At 49.0% G+C, this 17,690-nt stretch carries 17 protein-coding genes and 1 other annotated feature; of the genes, 12 read left to right on the top strand and 5 right to left on the bottom strand.

The window, feature by feature from the left end; translation table 11 throughout:
• Nucleotides 1–31 precede the first annotated feature (31 nt).
• From A0G03_RS00750 to A0G03_RS00715, 8 genes are all read left to right on the top strand, one after another.
• Entirely contained in the window at nucleotides 32–922 is an 891-nt protein-coding gene (locus A0G03_RS00750; RefSeq protein WP_005968854.1) for a carbohydrate ABC transporter permease, read from the top strand.
• The gene (locus A0G03_RS00745) at nucleotides 915–1,820 is read left to right on the top strand and encodes a carbohydrate ABC transporter permease (protein WP_048260323.1); all 906 of its coding nucleotides are present in this window, start codon (nucleotides 915–917) and stop codon (nucleotides 1,818–1,820) included. The genes A0G03_RS00750 and A0G03_RS00745 overlap by 8 nt, the downstream gene beginning before the upstream one ends.
• A 13-nt stretch (nucleotides 1,821–1,833) precedes the next feature.
• On the top strand, nucleotides 1,834–2,961 hold the full coding sequence (locus A0G03_RS00740) for an ABC transporter ATP-binding protein (protein ID WP_048260325.1): 1,128 nt from the start codon (nucleotides 1,834–1,836) through the stop codon (nucleotides 2,959–2,961).
• Between the two features lie 15 nt (nucleotides 2,962–2,976).
• A complete protein-coding gene (locus A0G03_RS00735) occupies nucleotides 2,977–4,266 on the top strand; it encodes an ABC transporter substrate-binding protein (protein ID WP_048260327.1) in 1,290 nt (429 codons plus the stop codon).
• Between the two features lie 248 nt (nucleotides 4,267–4,514).
• On the top strand, nucleotides 4,515–5,243 hold the full coding sequence (locus tag A0G03_RS00730; RefSeq protein WP_039472925.1) for an oligogalacturonate-specific porin KdgM family protein: 729 nt from the start codon (nucleotides 4,515–4,517) through the stop codon (nucleotides 5,241–5,243).
• A gap of 339 nt (nucleotides 5,244–5,582) precedes the next feature.
• On the top strand, nucleotides 5,583–6,545 hold the full coding sequence (paeX, locus tag A0G03_RS00725) for a pectin acetylesterase PaeX (protein WP_048260330.1): 963 nt from the start codon (nucleotides 5,583–5,585) through the stop codon (nucleotides 6,543–6,545).
• Nucleotides 6,546–6,655: 110 nt separating this feature from the next.
• Entirely contained in the window at nucleotides 6,656–7,231 is a 576-nt protein-coding gene (locus A0G03_RS00720; protein ID WP_048260332.1) for a metal-dependent hydrolase, read from the top strand.
• Between the two features lie 177 nt (nucleotides 7,232–7,408).
• Nucleotides 7,409–8,803: an L-cystine transporter gene (locus A0G03_RS00715; protein ID WP_048260334.1), complete on the top strand. Its 1,395-nt coding sequence runs from the start codon at nucleotides 7,409–7,411 to the stop codon at nucleotides 8,801–8,803.
• Between the two features lie 111 nt (nucleotides 8,804–8,914).
• Here the strand turns inward: A0G03_RS00715 and osmE are convergent, their stop codons facing one another.
• Entirely contained in the window at nucleotides 8,915–9,244 is a 330-nt protein-coding gene (osmE, locus tag A0G03_RS00710) for an osmotically-inducible lipoprotein OsmE (RefSeq protein WP_048260337.1), read from the bottom strand.
• Nucleotides 9,245–9,470: 226 nt separating this feature from the next.
• On the opposite strand from osmE, the gene nadE reads away from it, so the two are divergent.
• The 4 genes from nadE to A0G03_RS00690 all read left to right on the top strand — a co-directional run bounded on the left by nadE (nucleotide 9,471) and on the right by A0G03_RS00690 (nucleotide 13,736).
• On the top strand, nucleotides 9,471–10,295 hold the full coding sequence (gene nadE, locus A0G03_RS00705; protein WP_048260339.1) for an ammonia-dependent NAD(+) synthetase: 825 nt from the start codon (nucleotides 9,471–9,473) through the stop codon (nucleotides 10,293–10,295).
• Nucleotides 10,296–10,439: 144 nt separating this feature from the next.
• Nucleotides 10,440–11,327, top strand: a complete 888-nt coding sequence (gene yddG / locus A0G03_RS00700) for an aromatic amino acid DMT transporter YddG (protein ID WP_048260595.1) — start codon at nucleotides 10,440–10,442, stop codon at nucleotides 11,325–11,327.
• 113 nt (nucleotides 11,328–11,440) lie between these two features.
• Nucleotides 11,441–13,159, top strand: a complete 1,719-nt coding sequence (locus A0G03_RS00695; RefSeq protein ID WP_048260341.1) for an ABC transporter ATP-binding protein — start codon at nucleotides 11,441–11,443, stop codon at nucleotides 13,157–13,159.
• Nucleotides 13,160–13,301: 142 nt separating this feature from the next.
• Nucleotides 13,302–13,736 (top strand): nitrous oxide-stimulated promoter family protein, encoded by a 435-nt coding sequence (locus A0G03_RS00690; protein ID WP_072062032.1) that lies wholly within the window; start codon nucleotides 13,302–13,304, stop codon nucleotides 13,734–13,736.
• Nucleotides 13,737–13,777: 41 nt separating this feature from the next.
• On the opposite strand, the gene ihfA is transcribed toward A0G03_RS00690, so the two are convergent.
• The 4 genes from ihfA to pheM all read right to left on the bottom strand — a co-directional run bounded on the left by ihfA (nucleotide 13,778) and on the right by pheM (nucleotide 17,672).
• A complete protein-coding gene (gene ihfA / locus A0G03_RS00685; RefSeq protein WP_009112984.1) occupies nucleotides 13,778–14,074 on the bottom strand; it encodes an integration host factor subunit alpha in 297 nt (98 codons plus the stop codon).
• Nucleotides 14,075–14,078: 4 nt separating this feature from the next.
• Entirely contained in the window at nucleotides 14,079–16,466 is a 2,388-nt protein-coding gene (gene pheT / locus A0G03_RS00680) for a phenylalanine--tRNA ligase subunit beta (RefSeq protein WP_048260343.1), read from the bottom strand.
• A 14-nt stretch (nucleotides 16,467–16,480) separates the two neighbouring features.
• A complete protein-coding gene (pheS, locus tag A0G03_RS00675; RefSeq protein WP_048260345.1) occupies nucleotides 16,481–17,464 on the bottom strand; it encodes a phenylalanine--tRNA ligase subunit alpha in 984 nt (327 codons plus the stop codon).
• Between the two features lie 89 nt (nucleotides 17,465–17,553).
• Nucleotides 17,554–17,677: a sequence feature (Phe leader region), on the bottom strand.
• Complete coding sequence (gene pheM, locus A0G03_RS21715) at nucleotides 17,628–17,672, bottom strand: pheST operon leader peptide PheM (protein ID WP_106120997.1); 45 nt, start codon at nucleotides 17,670–17,672, stop codon at nucleotides 17,628–17,630. It overlaps the preceding feature by 45 nt.
• Nucleotides 17,678–17,690 lie beyond the last annotated feature (13 nt).

The raw sequence follows: 17,690 nt of genomic DNA, 5'->3' as shown, positions 1-17,690 counted from the left end.
AATGATTCACAATTACAAATAGGTAAGCATTATGAATGAAAACAGAATGCTGGGGTTAGCCTATATCTCCCCCTATATTATAGGGCTGATAGTTTTTACCGCTTTCCCCTTTGTTTCGTCATTTATCCTCAGTTTTACTGAGTATGATTTGATAAATCCACCTGAATTTACGGGGCTAGAAAACTATCACCGCATGTTCCTGGAGGATGATCTCTTTTGGAAATCAATGGGCGTCACCTTTGCCTATGTATTTCTGACCATTCCACTGAAATTAATCTTCGCGCTGTTAATTGCGTTTGTACTTAATTTCAAATTACGTGGTATCGGTTTCTTCCGTACTGCTTACTATGTGCCTTCTATTCTGGGCAGCAGCGTGGCAATCGCCGTTTTGTGGCGTGCACTGTTCGCCATCGATGGTTTGTTAAACAGCTTCCTCGGCGTGTTTGGCTTTGACGCCATCAACTGGCTGGGTGAACCTTCGCTGGCACTGATGTCGGTAACCCTGCTGCGCGTATGGCAGTTCGGTTCCGCGATGGTTATCTTCCTGGCTGCATTGCAGAACGTTCCGCAATCACAGTATGAAGCCGCCATGATCGACGGTGCATCCAAATGGCAAATGTTCCTGAAAGTAACAGTACCGCTAATTACACCCGTTATTTTCTTTAACTTTATCATGCAGACCACCCAGGCATTCCAGGAGTTTACGGCACCTTACGTCATTACCGGCGGCGGTCCAACGCACTACACCTACCTGTTCTCGCTCTATATCTATGATACGGCGTTCAAGTATTTCGATATGGGCTATGGTGCTGCGTTAGCATGGGTTCTGTTCCTGGTTGTTGCAGTATTTGCGTCGATCTCCTTTAAGTCGTCGAAATACTGGGTGTTCTACTCCGCTGATAAAGGAGGAAAAAATGGCTGACATGCATTCAAACCTGACTACAGCACAAGAAATTGCTGCTGCAGAAGTACGCCGCACGCTGCGTAAAGAAAAAATCAGTGCCGTTATCCGTTACGTGATACTGCTGTTCGTTGGTTTACTGATGCTTTACCCACTGGCGTGGATGTTCTCAGCCTCGTTCAAACCGAACAATGAGATCTTCACGACACTAGGCCTGTGGCCAGAACACGCCACATGGGACGGTTTCGTTAACGGTTGGAAAACCGGTACGGAATACAATTTCGGTCACTACATGATTAACACTTTCCAGTACGTGATTCCGAAAGTGGCTCTGACCGTTATTTCCTCGGTGATTGTGGCTTATGGCTTCGCTCGCTTTGACATTCCGTGGAAGGGCTTCTGGTTTGCGACACTGATCACCACCATGCTATTGCCAAGCACCGTACTGTTGATTCCGCAGTACCTCATGTTCCGCGAAATGGGCATGTTGAACAGCTATCTGCCACTGTACTTACCGCTGGCGTTTGCAACACAAGGGTTCTTTGTGTTCATGCTGATCCAGTTCCTGCGTGGTGTACCACGTGATATGGAAGAAGCGGCCCAGATCGATGGCTGTAACTCCTTCCAGGTACTGTGGTATGTGGTCGTACCGATTTTGAAACCAGCCATCATCTCTGTTGCGCTGTTCCAGTTCATGTGGTCAATGAACGACTTCATCGGTCCGCTGATTTATGTCTATAGCGTGGATAAATATCCGATTGCGCTGGCGCTGAAAATGTCTATCGACGTTACTGAAGGCGCTCCGTGGAATGAAATCCTGGCCATGTCCAGCATCTCCATTCTGCCATCCATTATTGTTTTCTTCCTGGCACAGCGTTACTTCGTACAAGGCGTGACCAGCAGCGGAATTAAAGGTTAATAGAGGATTTATCATGGCTGAAGTTATTTTCAATAAATTGGAAAAAGTATACTCCAACGGTTTCAAAGCCGTTCACGGCATCGACCTGACGATTAAAGACGGTGAATTCATGGTTATCGTCGGCCCGTCTGGCTGTGCGAAATCCACTACGCTGCGTATGCTGGCGGGTCTGGAAACCATCAGCGGCGGTGAAGTACGTATCGGTGAGCGCGTTGTTAACAATCTGGTGCCGAAAGATCGCGGGATTGCCATGGTGTTCCAGAACTACGCCCTCTACCCTCACATGACGGTAAAAGAGAACCTGGCGTTTGGTCTGAAACTGAGCAAAATGCCTAAAGAGCAAATTGAAGCGCAGGTCGCTGAAGCTTCCAAAATTCTGGAACTGGAAGACCTAATGGATCGTCTGCCACGCCAGCTGTCTGGTGGTCAGGCACAGCGTGTGGCCGTAGGGCGCGCCATCGTTAAAAAGCCGGATGTGTTCCTGTTTGACGAACCGTTATCTAACCTGGATGCCAAACTGCGTGCTTCCATGCGTATCCGTATTTCTGACCTGCATAAGCAGTTGAAGAAAAGCGGTAAAGCGGCAACGACGGTATATGTTACCCACGACCAGACTGAAGCCATGACCATGGGTGACCGTATCTGCGTGATGAAACTCGGTCACATCATGCAGGTCGATACGCCGGATAACCTGTACCACTTCCCAGTCAACATGTTCGTTGCTGGCTTCATTGGCTCACCAGAAATGAACATTAAGCCGTGCAAACTGGTCGAGAAAGACGGTCAGATTGGCGTTGTTGTGGGTAATAACGCGCTGGTATTGAACAGCGAGAAGCAAGACAAAGTCCGTAGCTATGTAGGACAAGACGTATTCTTCGGTGTTCGCCCAGACTATGTTTCCGTGTCAGATACGCCATTTGAAGGCAACCACTCACAGGGTGAACTGGTTCGCGTAGAAAACATGGGTCACGAATTCTTTATGTACATTAAAGTCGATGGCTTTGAATTAACCAGCCGCATTCCTTATGACGAAGGTCGGCTGATTATCGAGAAGGGACTGCATCGTCCGGTATATTTCCAGTTCGACATGGAAAAATGCCATATTTTTGATGCAAAAACAGAAAAAAATATCTCTCTTTAACAGGAGTAGTAACCGATGAAAAAAGCGATCCTACACACGTTAATAGCTTCATCTTTGGCATTAGTTGCAATGCCATCTCTGGCAGCCGATCAGGTTGAGTTGAGAATGTCCTGGTGGGGCGGCAACAGCCGTCACCAACAGACGCTCAAGGCAATTGAAGAGTTCCATAAGCAGCACCCAGACATCACAGTGAAAGCGGAATACACCGGGTGGGATGGTCACCTGTCTCGTCTGACAACACAGATTGCCGGTAACACTGAGCCAGATGTGATGCAGACCAACTGGAACTGGCTGCCGATTTTCTCCAAAAACGGCGATGGTTTTTACGATCTGAACAAGGTTAAAGATTCTCTGGATCTGACCCAGTTCGATGCAAAAGAACTGCAAAACACCACAGTTAACGGCAAACTGAATGGTATTCCAATCTCTGTTACCGCTCGCGTGTTCTATTTCAACACCGAAAGCTGGAAAAAAGCAGGTCTGGAATATCCTAAGACGTGGGACGAGTTGTTGACTGCCGGTAAAGTGTTCAAAGAAAAACTGGGCGACCAATACTACCCTATCGTGTTGGAGCATCAGGATTCTCTGGCACTGCTGAACTCTTACATGGTTCAGAAATACAACATTCCAGCTATTGATGTAAAAAGTCAGAAATTCGCCTATACCGATGCACAATGGGTTGAATTCTTTGGCATGTATAAGAAATTGATCGACAGCCATGTCATGCCTGATGCGAAATACTATGCGTCTTTCGGTAAGAGCAACATGTATGAAATGAAGCCATGGATCAATGGTGAATGGTCTGGTACTTACATGTGGAACTCCACTATTACCAAGTACTCTGACAACCTGCAACCACCAGCAAAACTGGAATTGGGTAACTACCCAATGCTGCCAGGCGCGAAAGACTCTGGTTTATTCTTCAAACCTGCACAGATGCTGTCTATTGGTAAGTCAACCAAGCATCCTAAAGAGTCTGCTCAGCTGATCAACTTCCTGCTGAACAGCAAAGAAGGTGCTCAGGCTCTGGGTCTGGAACGTGGTGTACCGTTGAGTAAAGCAGCAGTGGCTCAGTTGACTGCTGATGGCGTCATCAAAGATGATGCTCCAGCTGTTGCCGGGTTGAAGCTGGCGCTGTCTCTGCCACATGACGTTGCTGTTTCTCCTTATTTCGACGACCCACAAATCGTTTCTCTGTTTGGTGATACCATCCAGTCTATCGATTACGGTCAGAAATCGGTTGAAGACGCAGCGAAATATTTCCAGCGTCAATCAGAGCGTATTCTGAAACGTGCAATGAAATAATGTAGTACTCGATTTATCCTGTAATTCATCCCTGCCGCACTGCCGGCAGGGATTTTTCATTTAAATTAAAACACCCGCTATATTCAATTCGATCTCCCTCACAATTTGAAACCCCATTTTACTTTTTGTTACTCAAACCGATCTCGATCACAGAACGTAATTTAATAATAAATAGAATAGAACTTGTCCCAAAAAGCATAATGCGTGTTTTTTATTAAGCGACATCCTAACCAATAGGGAATATAACAATGAAATTTAAATTATTAGCTCTGGCTGTTACGTCATTAATTAGTGTAAATGCAATGGCCGTAACAATTGATTATCGTCATGAAATGCAAGACACTGTCAAAAACGACCATAAAGATCGTCTTTCAATGTCTCACCGTTTCGCTAATGGTTTCGGTTTATCTGCTGAAGCAAAATGGAAACAATCCGGTTCTGACAATACACCGAATAAGCCATTTAATGAAACCGTCAGCAATGGCACTGAAGTTGTCGCCAGCTATGTTTACAACTTCAACAAAACCTTCTCTCTGGAACCAGGTTTCTCTTTAGATTCAAGCTCTGATTCCAACAACTACCGCCCTTACCTGCGTGGTAAAGTAAATATTACTGACGATTTGTCAACTTCCCTTCGCTATCGTCCTTATTATTTAAGAAAAAGCGGGAATACGAATAAAACTGGAGCAAGCAACTATACCCAAGAAACGGGTTATAATTTAACAGCCGTTGTTAGCTACAAATTCCTGAAAGATTATCAGATTGATTACGAATTGGACTACAAAAAAGCCAACAAAGCAGGACCGAGCGGTTTTCAAGCAGACAAAGAAAACTGGAAGATCGAACACGATGTCAAACTGGCTTATAAGTTAGACAAAAACTGGAAGCCTTATATGGCAGTTGGTAACGTTGTCGGCGATAAGAATACCGACGAGCGTCAAACTCGTTACCGTGTTGGTGTGCAGTACAGCTTCTAATAATGGTCTTGTTATTTAAATAAGCGTTATTAGTTGGCAAAAGGGATGTTATTGTTAATCGATTTATTCAGTTTCATTTTTATCATTAACATCCCTTTATTATGATGTCCGTCGTAGGTTCAGCAGGTTAGTTACGTTTCTTTGTTATATCTGATTTAGCAACATGTGTTTTAGCAGTTGGAATTGCTGTGTCTGATTTACCCTCTTCGTGTATGAATGTTATTTCTTTATTAAGATTTGCGGTTCAGGGTGGTCATTTTTTCTCCGATGTGATGGCTACCCTATTTTTTACCACCGTCCAACGACTCCCTCCTCATTCCCTTTGTCAGGTGATCTATCATGATTGTTCGTTCTCTGCTTGTCGGGGCCATTATGATGTCTGTAAATGGATTAAGTTACGCCCAACCTGTTTTTCCTGTTTGGCCACACGGTGAAGCACCAGGTGCCTCTTCTTCAACCGCACAACCACAAGTGGTCGAACGGAGTAAAGATCCATCTCTTCCCGATCGAGCCGCAACGGGCATTAGAAGCCCTGAAATTACCGTTTATCAGGCAGAGAAACCTAATGGCATGGCATTGCTCATTACTCCAGGCGGTTCTTACCAACGCGTCGTGCTGGACAAAGAAGGCAGCGATCTAGCACCTTTCTTTAATCAACAGGGCTACACCCTTTTCGTGATGACTTATCGCATGCCCGGTGAAGGCCATAAAGAAGGCGCTGACGCCCCGCTAGCCGATGCCCAGCGCGCCATCAGAACCCTGAGAGCCAACGCCGAAAAGTGGCACATTAACCCACAGCGCATCGGTATCATGGGATTCTCTGCGGGTGGTCACGTTGCTGCCAGCCTTGGAACTCGATTCGCACAGTCCGTTTACCCCGCTATGGACACCGTTGATAGCGTCAGCGCACGCCCTGACTTTATGGTGCTGATGTACCCCGTTATTTCTATGCAGGCGGATATTGCGCACGCCGGTTCGCGCAAACAGTTAATCGGCGAGCAACCCGCGGAAGCACAAGTGGTGCGCTATTCTCCTGAGAAGCAGGTTACCGATCAGACGCCCCCCACGTTTTTGGTACATGCGGTTGACGATCCGTCAGTGTCAGTTGATAACAGCCTAGTGATGTTTAGCGCGCTGCGGGCAAAGCAGATTCCGGTAGAAATGCATCTCTTTGAGAAAGGTAAACACGGTTTTGGTCTACGCGGTACTAAGGGGCTTCCTGCCGCTGCTTGGCCTCAACTGTTGGATAACTGGCTGCGCGCGTTGCCTGCAAGCAACGAATCGCCGAAAGCCGCGCCATAAAAGGTATAGCGAACACCGTAACCGAAATAAATCGTTACGCCGTCACCGCTTCCGCAGGCAGGGATAATCTCTTATACTGTATAAAATAACAGTTTTATTTGAGAAGTTTCATGACTGCGGAAGGACACCTGCTGTTTTCTGTCGCCTGTGCGATTCTGGCTAAAAAAGTTGAGCTATCGCCAGCGCTGGCTGCCGGAGACTGGTGGCACATTATCCCCGGAGCACTCCTTACCGCGCTGCTGCCTGACATCGATCACCCAAAATCCGTTCTCGGACAACGCCTGAAGTGGCTTTCCGTGCCGATCGCCCGCCTCTTTGGACATCGAGGTTTTACCCACAGTTTTCTTGCTATCGCCGCGGGTATTTTTTTTATTCAGACGCGTCTGCCGCAAGATTGGCCGATTCCGACGGATGCCTACCATGCCATGATTGTCGGCTATCTAAGCCACATTCTCGCTGATATGTTGACCCCCTCCGGTGTCCCCCTGCTCTGGCCCTGCCGGTGGCGTTTCCGGTTGCCGATTTTAAACAGTCAAAAAGGTAACCAATTAGAACGCTTTCTGTGTATTGCCTGCATCGGCTTTTCACTGTATCAACCGCAAAAAAATTTGGATTGCTGCACCTACGAGCAATCATTTCGCTTTTTCCAGTCGGCACAAACGTACCTCTTTCAATACATGAAATAACAGCGTTGGTCGCCGTCAGACATATCTCTGTAACATGATGGCAAAAGAACTGTTATTCTGTGCGTCTTTGTTATTTTTTATCGCGAAAGATCGTGCTGTCGCTTACGGCACTGTGCGTTATTGCACACCCGTGGATAGTGTGACGCAAAGCGATTCACTGATAGGGAGCAAAGCCGGATGAATTTTCCGCTACTCATAAATATTCTGCTATTTGTCGCATTACTACTCGGATTAGGTTACGCCAGTCGCAACCCATCCTGGAGTCTGGCGAAAAAAGTGTTGTTAGGGTTGGTTGTTGGGGTGTTATTTGGTCTGGTGCTGCATCTGATTTATGGCGGTGACAACCCGGTTGTTAAGCAGTCAATCTCATGGTTTAACATCGTCGGTAATGGCTATGTGCAGCTATTACAAATGATCGTGATGCCGCTGGTATTTATTTCCATCCTTAATTCCGTTGCCAAACTGCATAATGCCTCATCATTGGGGAAAATCAGCGTCTTGACGCTGTCTACTCTGCTGATTACCACGCTGATCTCTGCGTTGGTCGGCGTTTTTGTCACCAACCTGTTTGGTTTGACGGCAACCGGACTCGTGCAGGGTGCGCAGGAAACCGCGAGATTAACGGCGATTGAAAGCAACTATGCCGGTAAAGTCGCCGACCTTAACGTTCCTCAGCTTATCCTGTCATTCATTCCTAAAAACCCGTTTGCGGAACTGACCGGTGCAAACCCAACGTCTATTATCAGTGTCGTCGTCTTCGCCGCTTTCCTTGGCGTTGCTGCGCTACAACTGCTGAAAGATGACGCAGTGAAAGGCGAACGTGTGTTAACCGCGATTGACACACTGCAATCCTGGGTGATGAAACTTGTTCGTCTGGTGATGAAGTTGACACCTTATGGTGTTATGGCGCTAATGACCAAAATGGTCGCCAGCTCTAACTTGCAAGATATCCTCAAGTTGGGCAGCTTCGTTGTCGCGTCCTATCTGGGACTGGCGATTATGTTCGGTGTCCATGCATTGATCCTGTCTTTCACGGGTATCAATCCAGCGCGTTTTTATCGCAAAGTATGGCCAGTACTGACATTCGCGTTTACCAGCCGCTCCAGCGCCGCAACGATCCCTCTCAGCATTGAGGCACAAACACGCCGTATTGGCGTACCGCAATCTATCGCCAGCTTTGCGGCTTCTTTCGGTACCACCATCGGTCAGAACGGGTGTGCAGGGCTTTACCCGGCGATGCTGGCTGTGATGGTCGCACCTACGGTGGGAATCAACCCGTTGGATCCTGTTTGGATCGCGACGCTGGTAGGTATCGTCACCATCAGTTCTGCCGGTGTGGCCGGTGTGGGCGGCGGCGCAACCTTTGCCGCGTTAATCGTCCTGCCCGCGATGGGGCTGCCAGTGACCCTCGTCGCGTTGCTGATCTCCATTGAACCGCTTATCGATATGGGCCGTACTGCGCTTAACGTTAGCGGCTCGATGACAGCCGGTACCGTCACCAGCCAGTTGATGAAGCAAACGGATAAAACGGTTTTCAACGCACAGGATGACGCGGAGTTGACACACCGCTAAGCCGCGCTTGCCGCATAAAAGAAAACGCCGACGGCTGGTGCTGTCGGCGTTTTTTTATTTATCACATATTCACATGCTCTTTTTGATGACAATTTCGAGCAATCAGGCTACTTAGCGCTGTGGATTTGTGTCATAAGCCTGGCAGGTCTGGAAACCTTTATTGAGAACATGTCCCGTGTCGTTGTAACTCACGAAATAGTTCTGCGCAGTCCCATCGCGGTTTTTCAGCAGATAATCACTACAGGTTCCCTTGGCATTCACCAGCCGTTTTTCCATTCCGCTGCCTGCGAGTTGATGCACCTGCTGCTTCGTCATTCCCACTTTCACATCTTTCACCACAGGCTCATTGACATAGCTTTCTGCTTTGTTATAAGCCGAACATCCCGCCAACATGACAGCACCTGCTGCCGCAATACACATCAGTAATCTGTTATTCTTCATCTCATCACCTCATTATTAATGGGTCACACTAAGGCTAGTCGGCTGCGACCACTTTTTCAAATCATAACACGGGTATGTAACATATTGGCCGATAGTCTAAAACGGGTTATCTATAGGGAAAACGACTACCTGACAGCTTGTCCTTTTTCTTCACGCCGATTCGTTTTACACTCAAGCAATCGTAATAATTCTTTTGCAGTATCAATAGGTTCAGGAGGGAGATGGCATGTCATTACAAAACGACATTATCACTGCGTTGGGTGTGAAAAGTAGCATCGATCCAGCACAGGAAATCCGTGTTAGCGTTGATTTTTTAAAGAATTATCTGAATGCTCACCCGTTCGTTACGTCGTTAGTTTTGGGCATCAGCGGCGGTCAGGATTCTACGTTGACAGGAAAGCTGTGCCAGACGGCTATCACGGAATTACGTAATGAAACCGGAAATTCTCGCTATCAGTTCATCGCCGTTCGACTGCCTTACGGCGTGCAGGCTGATGAAGCTGACTGCCAGGATGCCATCGCCTTTATCCAACCTGACCGCGTATTAACCGTAAATATCAAGCCCGCTATCGAGGCCAGTGAAGCCACCTTACGTGCCATTGGCGTGGAGCTTTCCGATTTTGTAAAAGGCAACGAGAAAGCCAGAGAACGCATGAAGGCGCAGTACAGCATCGCAGGCATGAATGCCGGGCTTGTTGTGGGTACCGACCATGCGGCGGAAGCGGTAACGGGTTTTTTCACCAAGTACGGTGATGGCGGTACCGATATCAATCCGATTTTCCGACTGAATAAGCGTCAGGGTAAAGCGCTGCTGCGCGAACTTGGCTGCCCTTCTCATCTTTATACCAAAGCCCCAACCGCAGATCTGGAAGAAGACCGCCCCTCGCTCCCCGATGAAGTCGCATTGGGCGTCACCTATGAAAAGATCGACGATTATCTGGAAGGCCAACAGATCGATGCTAATGATGCAGCCATTATCGAAAACTGGTATCGCAAAACCGAACACAAGCGTCACCCCCCCATTACTGTTTTTGATGACTTCTGGCAGTAAACCATCGCAATGAACATCACCGGACGCGGATAATGGCGTCCGGCTTGCTATTAATTCCTTCTGCGCACTCTTCATCGATCTCTTCATCATTCGAGTAGCAGAAAAACCAACGTACAGGCAACGTGAAGCATGACGGGTATAAACATGACGCCACAGCGCGCCACACTCACGGGCCTACTGGCTATCGTCCTATGGAGCACATCCGTTGGGCTTATTCGTAGCCTGACCGAAGTGCTAGGCCCTCTTGGCGGCGCAGCGATGATTTACTCCACCAGCACGTTGTGTCTCCTGATCTTTTATGGTCTACCACGCATTAAAACGTTACCCAGAATCTATTTGTTCGCGGGCGGCGCATTATTCGTTTGCTATGAAATATTTCTGTCCCTGTCCATCGGATTAGCCGATAGCCGTATGCAGGCGATGGAAATCGGAATGATTAACTATTTATGGCCCAGTTTGACCATACTCTTTTCTCTTTTTATCAATCAGCAGAAAAGCCGCTTTCTACTTTGGCCCGGCCTTGCGCTCTCGCTGGGCGGCATTGTGTGGATTATGAAAGGGGAAAGTGACTGGACGCCAGAGCTACTGTGGAACAACATTCTTGCTAACCCGTTAGCCTACAGCCTAGCGTTTTCTGCGGCCTTGACCTGGGCGCTATACTGCAATATCACCAAGCGTTACGGGCAAGGAAAAAGTGGTGTATCGCTGTTCTTTTTCATCGCTTCGCTCGTGTTATGGATTCAGTATTCCTTCAGTGCCGAAGGGCCAATTTCATTAACATTGCCAAGTTCGCTGGAATTGATCTTTATGGGTGCTTCAGCCGCATTGGCCTATTCAGCATGGAATGCCGGTATTCAATATGGCAATCTGACCTTGCTGGCAACCGCCTCTTACTTTACGCCCGTGCTTTCTACATTGCTGGCGGCAATCTGGCTCAACATCACGCCCGCCCTTTCATTCTGGCAAGGCGTCGCAATGGTCACAATAGGCTCACTGCTCTGCTGGTATGCGACACGGTCGTCCACACGCTGATCCGTTTTCGGCTGGGCTTCCCAGCCAATAAAAACCTTAATCTGCCCGCGGTCACATTCCTCTCGCTAACCTGTTATAGTCACCTTCACATTTCGTTACCTAAAAAGTCATACATGTTAAGGCGTTTCTTTTCTTACTATTCCCCTTACAAAGGGTTATTCGTCCTCGATTTTGGCTGCGCCATTATCGCTGGTCTGCTTGAACTAGGGTTTCCGATGGCGATTAAAGCGTTCATCGACAAACTGTTGCCAGCTCAGGATTGGTCTCTGATCCTGTTAGCGTCGGTGGCGCTATTGGCGGTCTATCTGCTAAATACCGCACTGATGGCCATCGTCAACTATTGGGGACATGCGCTGGGCGTGGGGATTGAAACCGACATGCGGCGACAGGCGTTTGAGCATCTGCAAAATTTGCCGTTCCGTTACTACGACAATATGAAGACCGGGCATATCATCACTCACGTTACCAAAGATCTGGAAGAAGTTGGTGAAATCGCCCACCACGGCCCAGAAGACCTCTTCCTCGCTATCATGACGTTTATTGGTGCATTCATTCTGATGGCAACGGTTCACCTGAACCTGGCGCTGTTGACGATTGTTATCGTGCCTTTCATGGGGTATCTCGTCAGCCGCTATGGCGCACGCATGACGGAAACCTGGCGCCAACTCTTCGGTCAAGTGGGTAACTTCAACGCCCGAATCGAAGAGAGCGTAGGCGGTATCCGCGTTGTTAAAGCGTTTGCCAATGAAGCCCATGAGAAGAAATTGTTCTCTCACGATAACGAAAACTACCGTCGTACTAAATTGCAAGCCTATCGCATCATGACAGCCAGCATGACGCTTAGCTACCTCAGTACGCGCCTGATACAGCTTATCGTGATGCTAGCCGGTATTTGGTATGTCATTCAGGGCGAACTCACCTATGGCGGTTTTATCGGCTTCCTGCTGCTGATTGAAGTATTCTTCCGCCCGGTCGCCAAAATTACCTCCGTGCTAGAGAGCTATCCCAAGGGCATTGCGGGATTCAAGCGCTTTACTCAGCTGATCGATACGGTTCCTGAAATTACCGATGCACCTAATGCGCGTGATGCCGGTCCGTTGAAAGGTGACATCCAGTTTAATCAGGTAAGCTTTGGCTACTCCGCCGATCGCCCGATTCTACGCAATATCGACCTGTCGATTCGCGCGGGGGAAACTGTGGCGTTTGTCGGCCCATCCGGTGCAGGCAAAACCACGCTTTGTTCTCTGCTACCCCGTTTCTACGATTTAACCCATGGTGCCATCACCATTGACGGCATGGATATCCGCCAGATGACGCAGGCATCGTTACGTAGCCAAATCGGTATCGTACAACAGGATGTCTTCCTGTTCGGCGGCACCATTAGGGAAAATATCGCTTACGGTAAACTCGGCGCCAACGACGGGGAAATCATGGAAGCCGCACGACGAGCCCGGTTAGATGAGTTGATCGAGAATTTACCTGAAGGGCTGGATACGGTGGTCGGCGAACGCGGCGTTAAGCTGTCCGGCGGGCAAAAACAGCGTTTGTCTATTGCGCGTATTTTCCTGAAAAACCCGCCGATATTGATTCTAGACGAGGCGACATCCGCACTGGATACAGCAACGGAGCAGGCGATACAGCAGTCGCTCAGTGAGCTTTCCACGGGCCGTACCACGTTAATCATCGCCCACAGACTCGCAACCATACAGAACGCGGGACGCATTGTGGTGGTGGATAACGGCAGTATCATTGAGCAAGGTAGCCATCAAACGCTGCTGGAACAAAGTGGTATCTATGCCAGATTGCATCAGGCACAGTTCGGTCAGGCCTGATTACCTACTTTCGGCGAGGGTCCACCTCGCCTTTTTCCTCTTCCTTTTAAACATATAAACATAGATGTGACTTCAGTGGTTTCCCTTGCAATAAATTGCATTTAAAATACACCTATTGTGATTTCATCAGGACATGACGAACATGGCGAGAAAACCCCTGGGAAAATATCGACAGCGGGAGATCCGTACCGTCGGATTGATGATCGATTTGTATGAAAAACATCACCCTGAAACCGGAGCGAGTGCACAGTATAAGGACTTATTCAGCTACGCCATCAAACGTCTGGAGCGTTGTCATTTCGGTGAAGATAAACCCGCGTGTAAGCATTGCCCTATTCACTGCTACCAACCCGCAAAACGCGAGGCGATCAAAGCGATTATGCGCTGGTCGGGACCACGGATGTTGCTACGTCACCCGATTCTGGCAATACGCCATTTAATTGACGATCATCGACCAGTGCCGGATTACCCCAAAAGAGAAACATCGCCAAAGATGGCAACCGAACGAACCGTTCGTTTAGCCGCGCGGCATGCTGCATCAGCAGACAATGACGCTGATAAAGTGAAAAGTGTATAGATAGGAAAAGGCCGCTTGCGCGGCCTTTTTGGGTGACACTGTTACTCTTTGGGAGAGGCGTTCTCTACCCTGCTTTTTAGCTTTTGCCCCGGACGGAACGTGACCACACGGCGCGCCGTAATCGGAATATCTTCGCCAGTTTTTGGGTTACGCCCCGGACGTTGGTTCTTGTCTCGCAAATCAAAATTGCCAAAACCTGACAACTTGACCTGCTCGCCATTTTCCAAAGCGCGACGAACTTCTTCAAAAAACAGCTCGACTAGCTCTTTGGCATCCCGTTTGCTCAGCCCGAGCTTCTCAAACAGGTATTCTGACATTTCAGCTTTAGTAAGCGCCATAGGTTCAATCCCTCAAGGATGCTTGGAATCGCTGTTTTAATGCTGCTACGCATTCTGCAACGGTAGCGGCAATTTCCTCTTCTGCCAGTGTACGCGTGGTATCTTGCAGGGTCAGGCTGATAGCCAGACTCTTATAACCTTCCGCTACGCCCTTCCCTCGGTACACGTCGAATAAGTTTACGCCAACTAACTGATTTGCGCCAACTTTCTTACACTCAGCCAAAATGTCGCCCGCAGGGACATTTTCAGCGACCACAACGGCAATATCGCGACGGTTCGCGGGGAAGCGGGAAATCTCGTTCGCATCAGGCAATACGCGGTCTGCGACCTTATCCCACAACAATTCGAACACCACGGTGCGCCCGTTAAGATCCAACTTGCGCTCCAGTTCTGGGTGAATAACGCCAATAAATCCAATGCGTTCTCCGCACAGATAAATAGCAGCACTTTGCCCTGGATGCAATGCCGGATTGTTTTCGGCCTTGAATTCAACCTCAGACAACTTACCCGTCAACGCGAGTACCGCCTCCAAATCGCCTTTTAAATCATAGAAGTCAACGGCCTGACGCGCCAGATCCCAATGCTCTTCATAACGCGTGCCAGTAATCACACCCGCCAGCATCAGATCTTGACGAATATCCAGGTCAGCACCCGCATCCGGTACAAACCGTAGACCGCTTTCAAACAGACGCAGGCGGCTTTGTTGACGGTTTTGGTTATACACTGCTGCGCTCAGCAAGCCGCTCCACAGCGATAAACGCATCACCGACATCTCTGCAGAAATCGGGCTCGGCAAGCTCAGCGACGCCTCATTCGGATGAATTAGCCCCTGAATTTTCGGGTCAACAAAACTGTAAGTAATTGCTTCTTGGTAGCCGTGATCGACTAATAATGTCTTCACGCGCTTCAATGACAGCGACGCTTCGCGATGCGAGGTCATGATCAATGGAGCCTGAGTCGGAATATTCGGAATGTTGTTGTAGCCGTAAATACGCGCGACTTCTTCAACCAAATCCTCTTCAATTTCCATATCGAAGCGCCAGCTTGGTGCAGTCGCCTGCCAACCCGCATCGGTTTTCACCACGTTACAGCCCAGACGTTGCAGGATATCGCTCACCTGCTCATCGGCAATAACATGGCCAATCAGACGATCCAGCTTCTCACGACGCAGCGTAATCGTTGCGCGCGTTGGCAAATCAGCGTCGCTGGTAACATCAACGACCGGACCTGCTTCGCCACCACAAATATCGATCAGCAGACGAGTGGCGCGTTCAATCGCTTTGTGTTGTAACGCCGGATCGACGCCACGCTCGTAACGGTGGGAAGCATCGGTGTGCAAACCTTGACGACGTGCGCGTCCGGTAATCGACAGCGGGTTAAAATAGGCACATTCCAACAGAACATTTTGCGTTTCTTCGTTGACGCCAGAATGCTCGCCGCCAAAGATGCCGCCCATTGCGAGCGCATTCTGTTGGTCAGCAATAACCAGCGTATCCGCATTCAGCGTCGCTTTGTTGCCATCCAGCAGCGTTAGCGTTTCACCTTCTTCTGCCATACGCACAATAATGCCGCCGTTGAGACGGTCAAGATCGAATGCGTGCATCGGCTGGCCGAGTTCCAACAAAACGTAGTTAGTCACGTCAACCACGGGATCGATAGAACGAATACCGCAACGACGCAGTTTTTCACGCATCCACAATGGCGTTGCCGCTTTAACGTTGATGCCTTTCACTACACGGCCTAAATAACGCGGACATGCCTGCGGTGCGTCGACCTGAATCGGGAAAGTATCCTGAATCGTCGCGGCAACGGGCTCAACAACCGGTTCATTCAGCGCCAGCTGATTCAACACAGCGACATCACGTGCCACGCCGATGATGCCTAAGCAATCCGCACGGTTTGGCGTCACGCTGATTTCAATCGCGTTGTCATCTAACTTCAGGTAGTCACGAATATCCGTGCCAATCGGTGCATCTGCTGGCAGTTCAATGATGCCATCGTGATCGTCGGAAATACCCAATTCGGAAAATGAGCACAGCATGCCTTCAGACGGTTCGCCACGAAGTTTGGCTGCTTTGATTTTGAAATCACCCGGCAACACGGCACCGACTGTCGCTACCGCCACTTTCAGGCCTTGGCGGCAGTTCGGCGCGCCACAGACGATGTCCAGCACGCGCTCGCCGCCTACATTGACTTTCGTCACACGCAGTTTATCTGCATTTGGGTGCTGCCCACATTCAACCACCTCACCGACAACCACACCGTGGAATGCGCCAGCAACGGGTTCAATTCCATCCACTTCCAGCCCGGCCATCGTGATTTGTTCGGATAGCGTTTCGCTGTCAACTGCCGGGTTTACCCACTCGCGTAGCCAGAGTTCACTGAATTTCATGATGTATACCCGCCTTACTTAAACTGTTTGAGGAAACGCAGATCGTTTTCGAAGAATGCACGCAGATCGGTCACGCCATAGCGCAGCATCGTCAGACGCTCCATACCCATACCGAACGCGAAACCGGAATACACTTCTGGGTCGATACCGACATTACGCAGGACATTCGGGTGCACCATGCCGCAACCCAATACTTCCAGCCATTTGCCGTTTTTACCCATGACATCCACTTCTGCGGATGGCTCGGTAAACGGGAAATAAGACGGACGGAAGCGAACCTGCAAATCTTCCTCAAAGAAATTACGCAGGAAATCATGAAGCGTGCCTTTCAGATTGGTGAAGCTGATGTCTTTATCGACGATCAATCCTTCCATCTGATGGAACATCGGCGTGTGGGTCTGATCGTAATCGTTACGATAAACGCGGCCCGGTGCGATGATACGAATAGGTGGCTGCTGCTTTTCCATGGTGCGGATCTGAACGCCAGAAGTCTGTGTACGCAGCAGGCGTTTAGCATCGAACCAGAATGTGTCATGGTCGGCACGTGCAGGGTGATGACCTGGAATATTTAACGCATCAAAGTTGTGGTAGTCGTCTTCGATTTCTGGCCCAGTTACTACGGAAAAACCCAGCTCGCCGAAAAAAGTCTCGATACGATCGATGGTACGCGTCACTGGGTGCAGGCCACCATTCTCAATGGTGCGTCCCGGCAAAGATACATCAATAGTTTCCTGCGCCAGACGCGCATTTAGCTCAGCGGATTCCAGCGTTTGCTTACGGGTATTCAGCGCGTCCTGAACGTCTTGCTTGGCCTGATTAATAACAGCGCCAGCGGCAGGGCGTTCTTCAGCCGGCAACTCGCGCAGCGAGGTCATCTGAAGGGTTAAGTGACCTTTTTTACCCAAGTATTCGACACGCACATTTTCCAGTGCGGCAACATCCTGGGCCTCTTCTATAGCTGTTCTGGCTTTGGCAACCAGCTCTGCGAGATGTGGCATTGTGTTCCTCTTTTTCTGCCTATGCGGCCAACGGTCATGATTGAAGAATGTCGTTTTACTAAAAACGATAGTAAAAACCGATAATTATAAACAAAAAAGCCTCCCTGAGGGAGGCTTAAGCGCTACTTTTCGTTTTTTTTCTTACGCGCAAAGCCCCCTGAGTTCAGGCGCTAAAGTAAAAAAAGAAACGGAAAATAGCAGCGTTCATACTTGCGTTACCTTGTCT

Origin of the sequence: Pectobacterium peruviense, from assembly GCF_002847345.1 — a bacterium.
GTDB classification, from domain to species: Bacteria; Pseudomonadota; Gammaproteobacteria; order Enterobacterales; family Enterobacteriaceae; genus Pectobacterium; species Pectobacterium peruviense.
This window is presented reverse-complemented; position numbering and strand designations above follow the sequence as displayed.

Coding starts and splice junctions, on each gene's coding strand:
- A0G03_RS00750 (WP_005968854.1), top strand. CDS start 32: ATGAATGAAAACAGAATGCTGGGGTTAGCCTATATCTCCCCCTATATT.
- A0G03_RS00745 (WP_048260323.1), top strand. CDS start 915: ATGGCTGACATGCATTCAAACCTGACTACAGCACAAGAAATTGCTGCT.
- A0G03_RS00740 (WP_048260325.1), top strand. CDS start 1,834: ATGGCTGAAGTTATTTTCAATAAATTGGAAAAAGTATACTCCAACGGT.
- A0G03_RS00735 (WP_048260327.1), top strand. CDS start 2,977: ATGAAAAAAGCGATCCTACACACGTTAATAGCTTCATCTTTGGCATTA.
- A0G03_RS00730 (WP_039472925.1), top strand. CDS start 4,515: ATGAAATTTAAATTATTAGCTCTGGCTGTTACGTCATTAATTAGTGTA.
- paeX (WP_048260330.1), top strand. CDS start 5,583: ATGATTGTTCGTTCTCTGCTTGTCGGGGCCATTATGATGTCTGTAAAT.
- A0G03_RS00720 (WP_048260332.1), top strand. CDS start 6,656: ATGACTGCGGAAGGACACCTGCTGTTTTCTGTCGCCTGTGCGATTCTG.
- A0G03_RS00715 (WP_048260334.1), top strand. CDS start 7,409: ATGAATTTTCCGCTACTCATAAATATTCTGCTATTTGTCGCATTACTA.
- osmE (WP_048260337.1), bottom strand. CDS start 9,244: ATGAAGAATAACAGATTACTGATGTGTATTGCGGCAGCAGGTGCTGTC.
- nadE (WP_048260339.1), top strand. CDS start 9,471: ATGTCATTACAAAACGACATTATCACTGCGTTGGGTGTGAAAAGTAGC.
- yddG (WP_048260595.1), top strand. CDS start 10,440: ATGACGCCACAGCGCGCCACACTCACGGGCCTACTGGCTATCGTCCTA.
- A0G03_RS00695 (WP_048260341.1), top strand. CDS start 11,441: ATGTTAAGGCGTTTCTTTTCTTACTATTCCCCTTACAAAGGGTTATTC.
- A0G03_RS00690 (WP_072062032.1), top strand. CDS start 13,302: ATGGCGAGAAAACCCCTGGGAAAATATCGACAGCGGGAGATCCGTACC.
- ihfA (WP_009112984.1), bottom strand. CDS start 14,074: ATGGCGCTTACTAAAGCTGAAATGTCAGAATACCTGTTTGAGAAGCTC.
- pheT (WP_048260343.1), bottom strand. CDS start 16,466: ATGAAATTCAGTGAACTCTGGCTACGCGAGTGGGTAAACCCGGCAGTT.
- pheS (WP_048260345.1), bottom strand. CDS start 17,464: ATGCCACATCTCGCAGAGCTGGTTGCCAAAGCCAGAACAGCTATAGAA.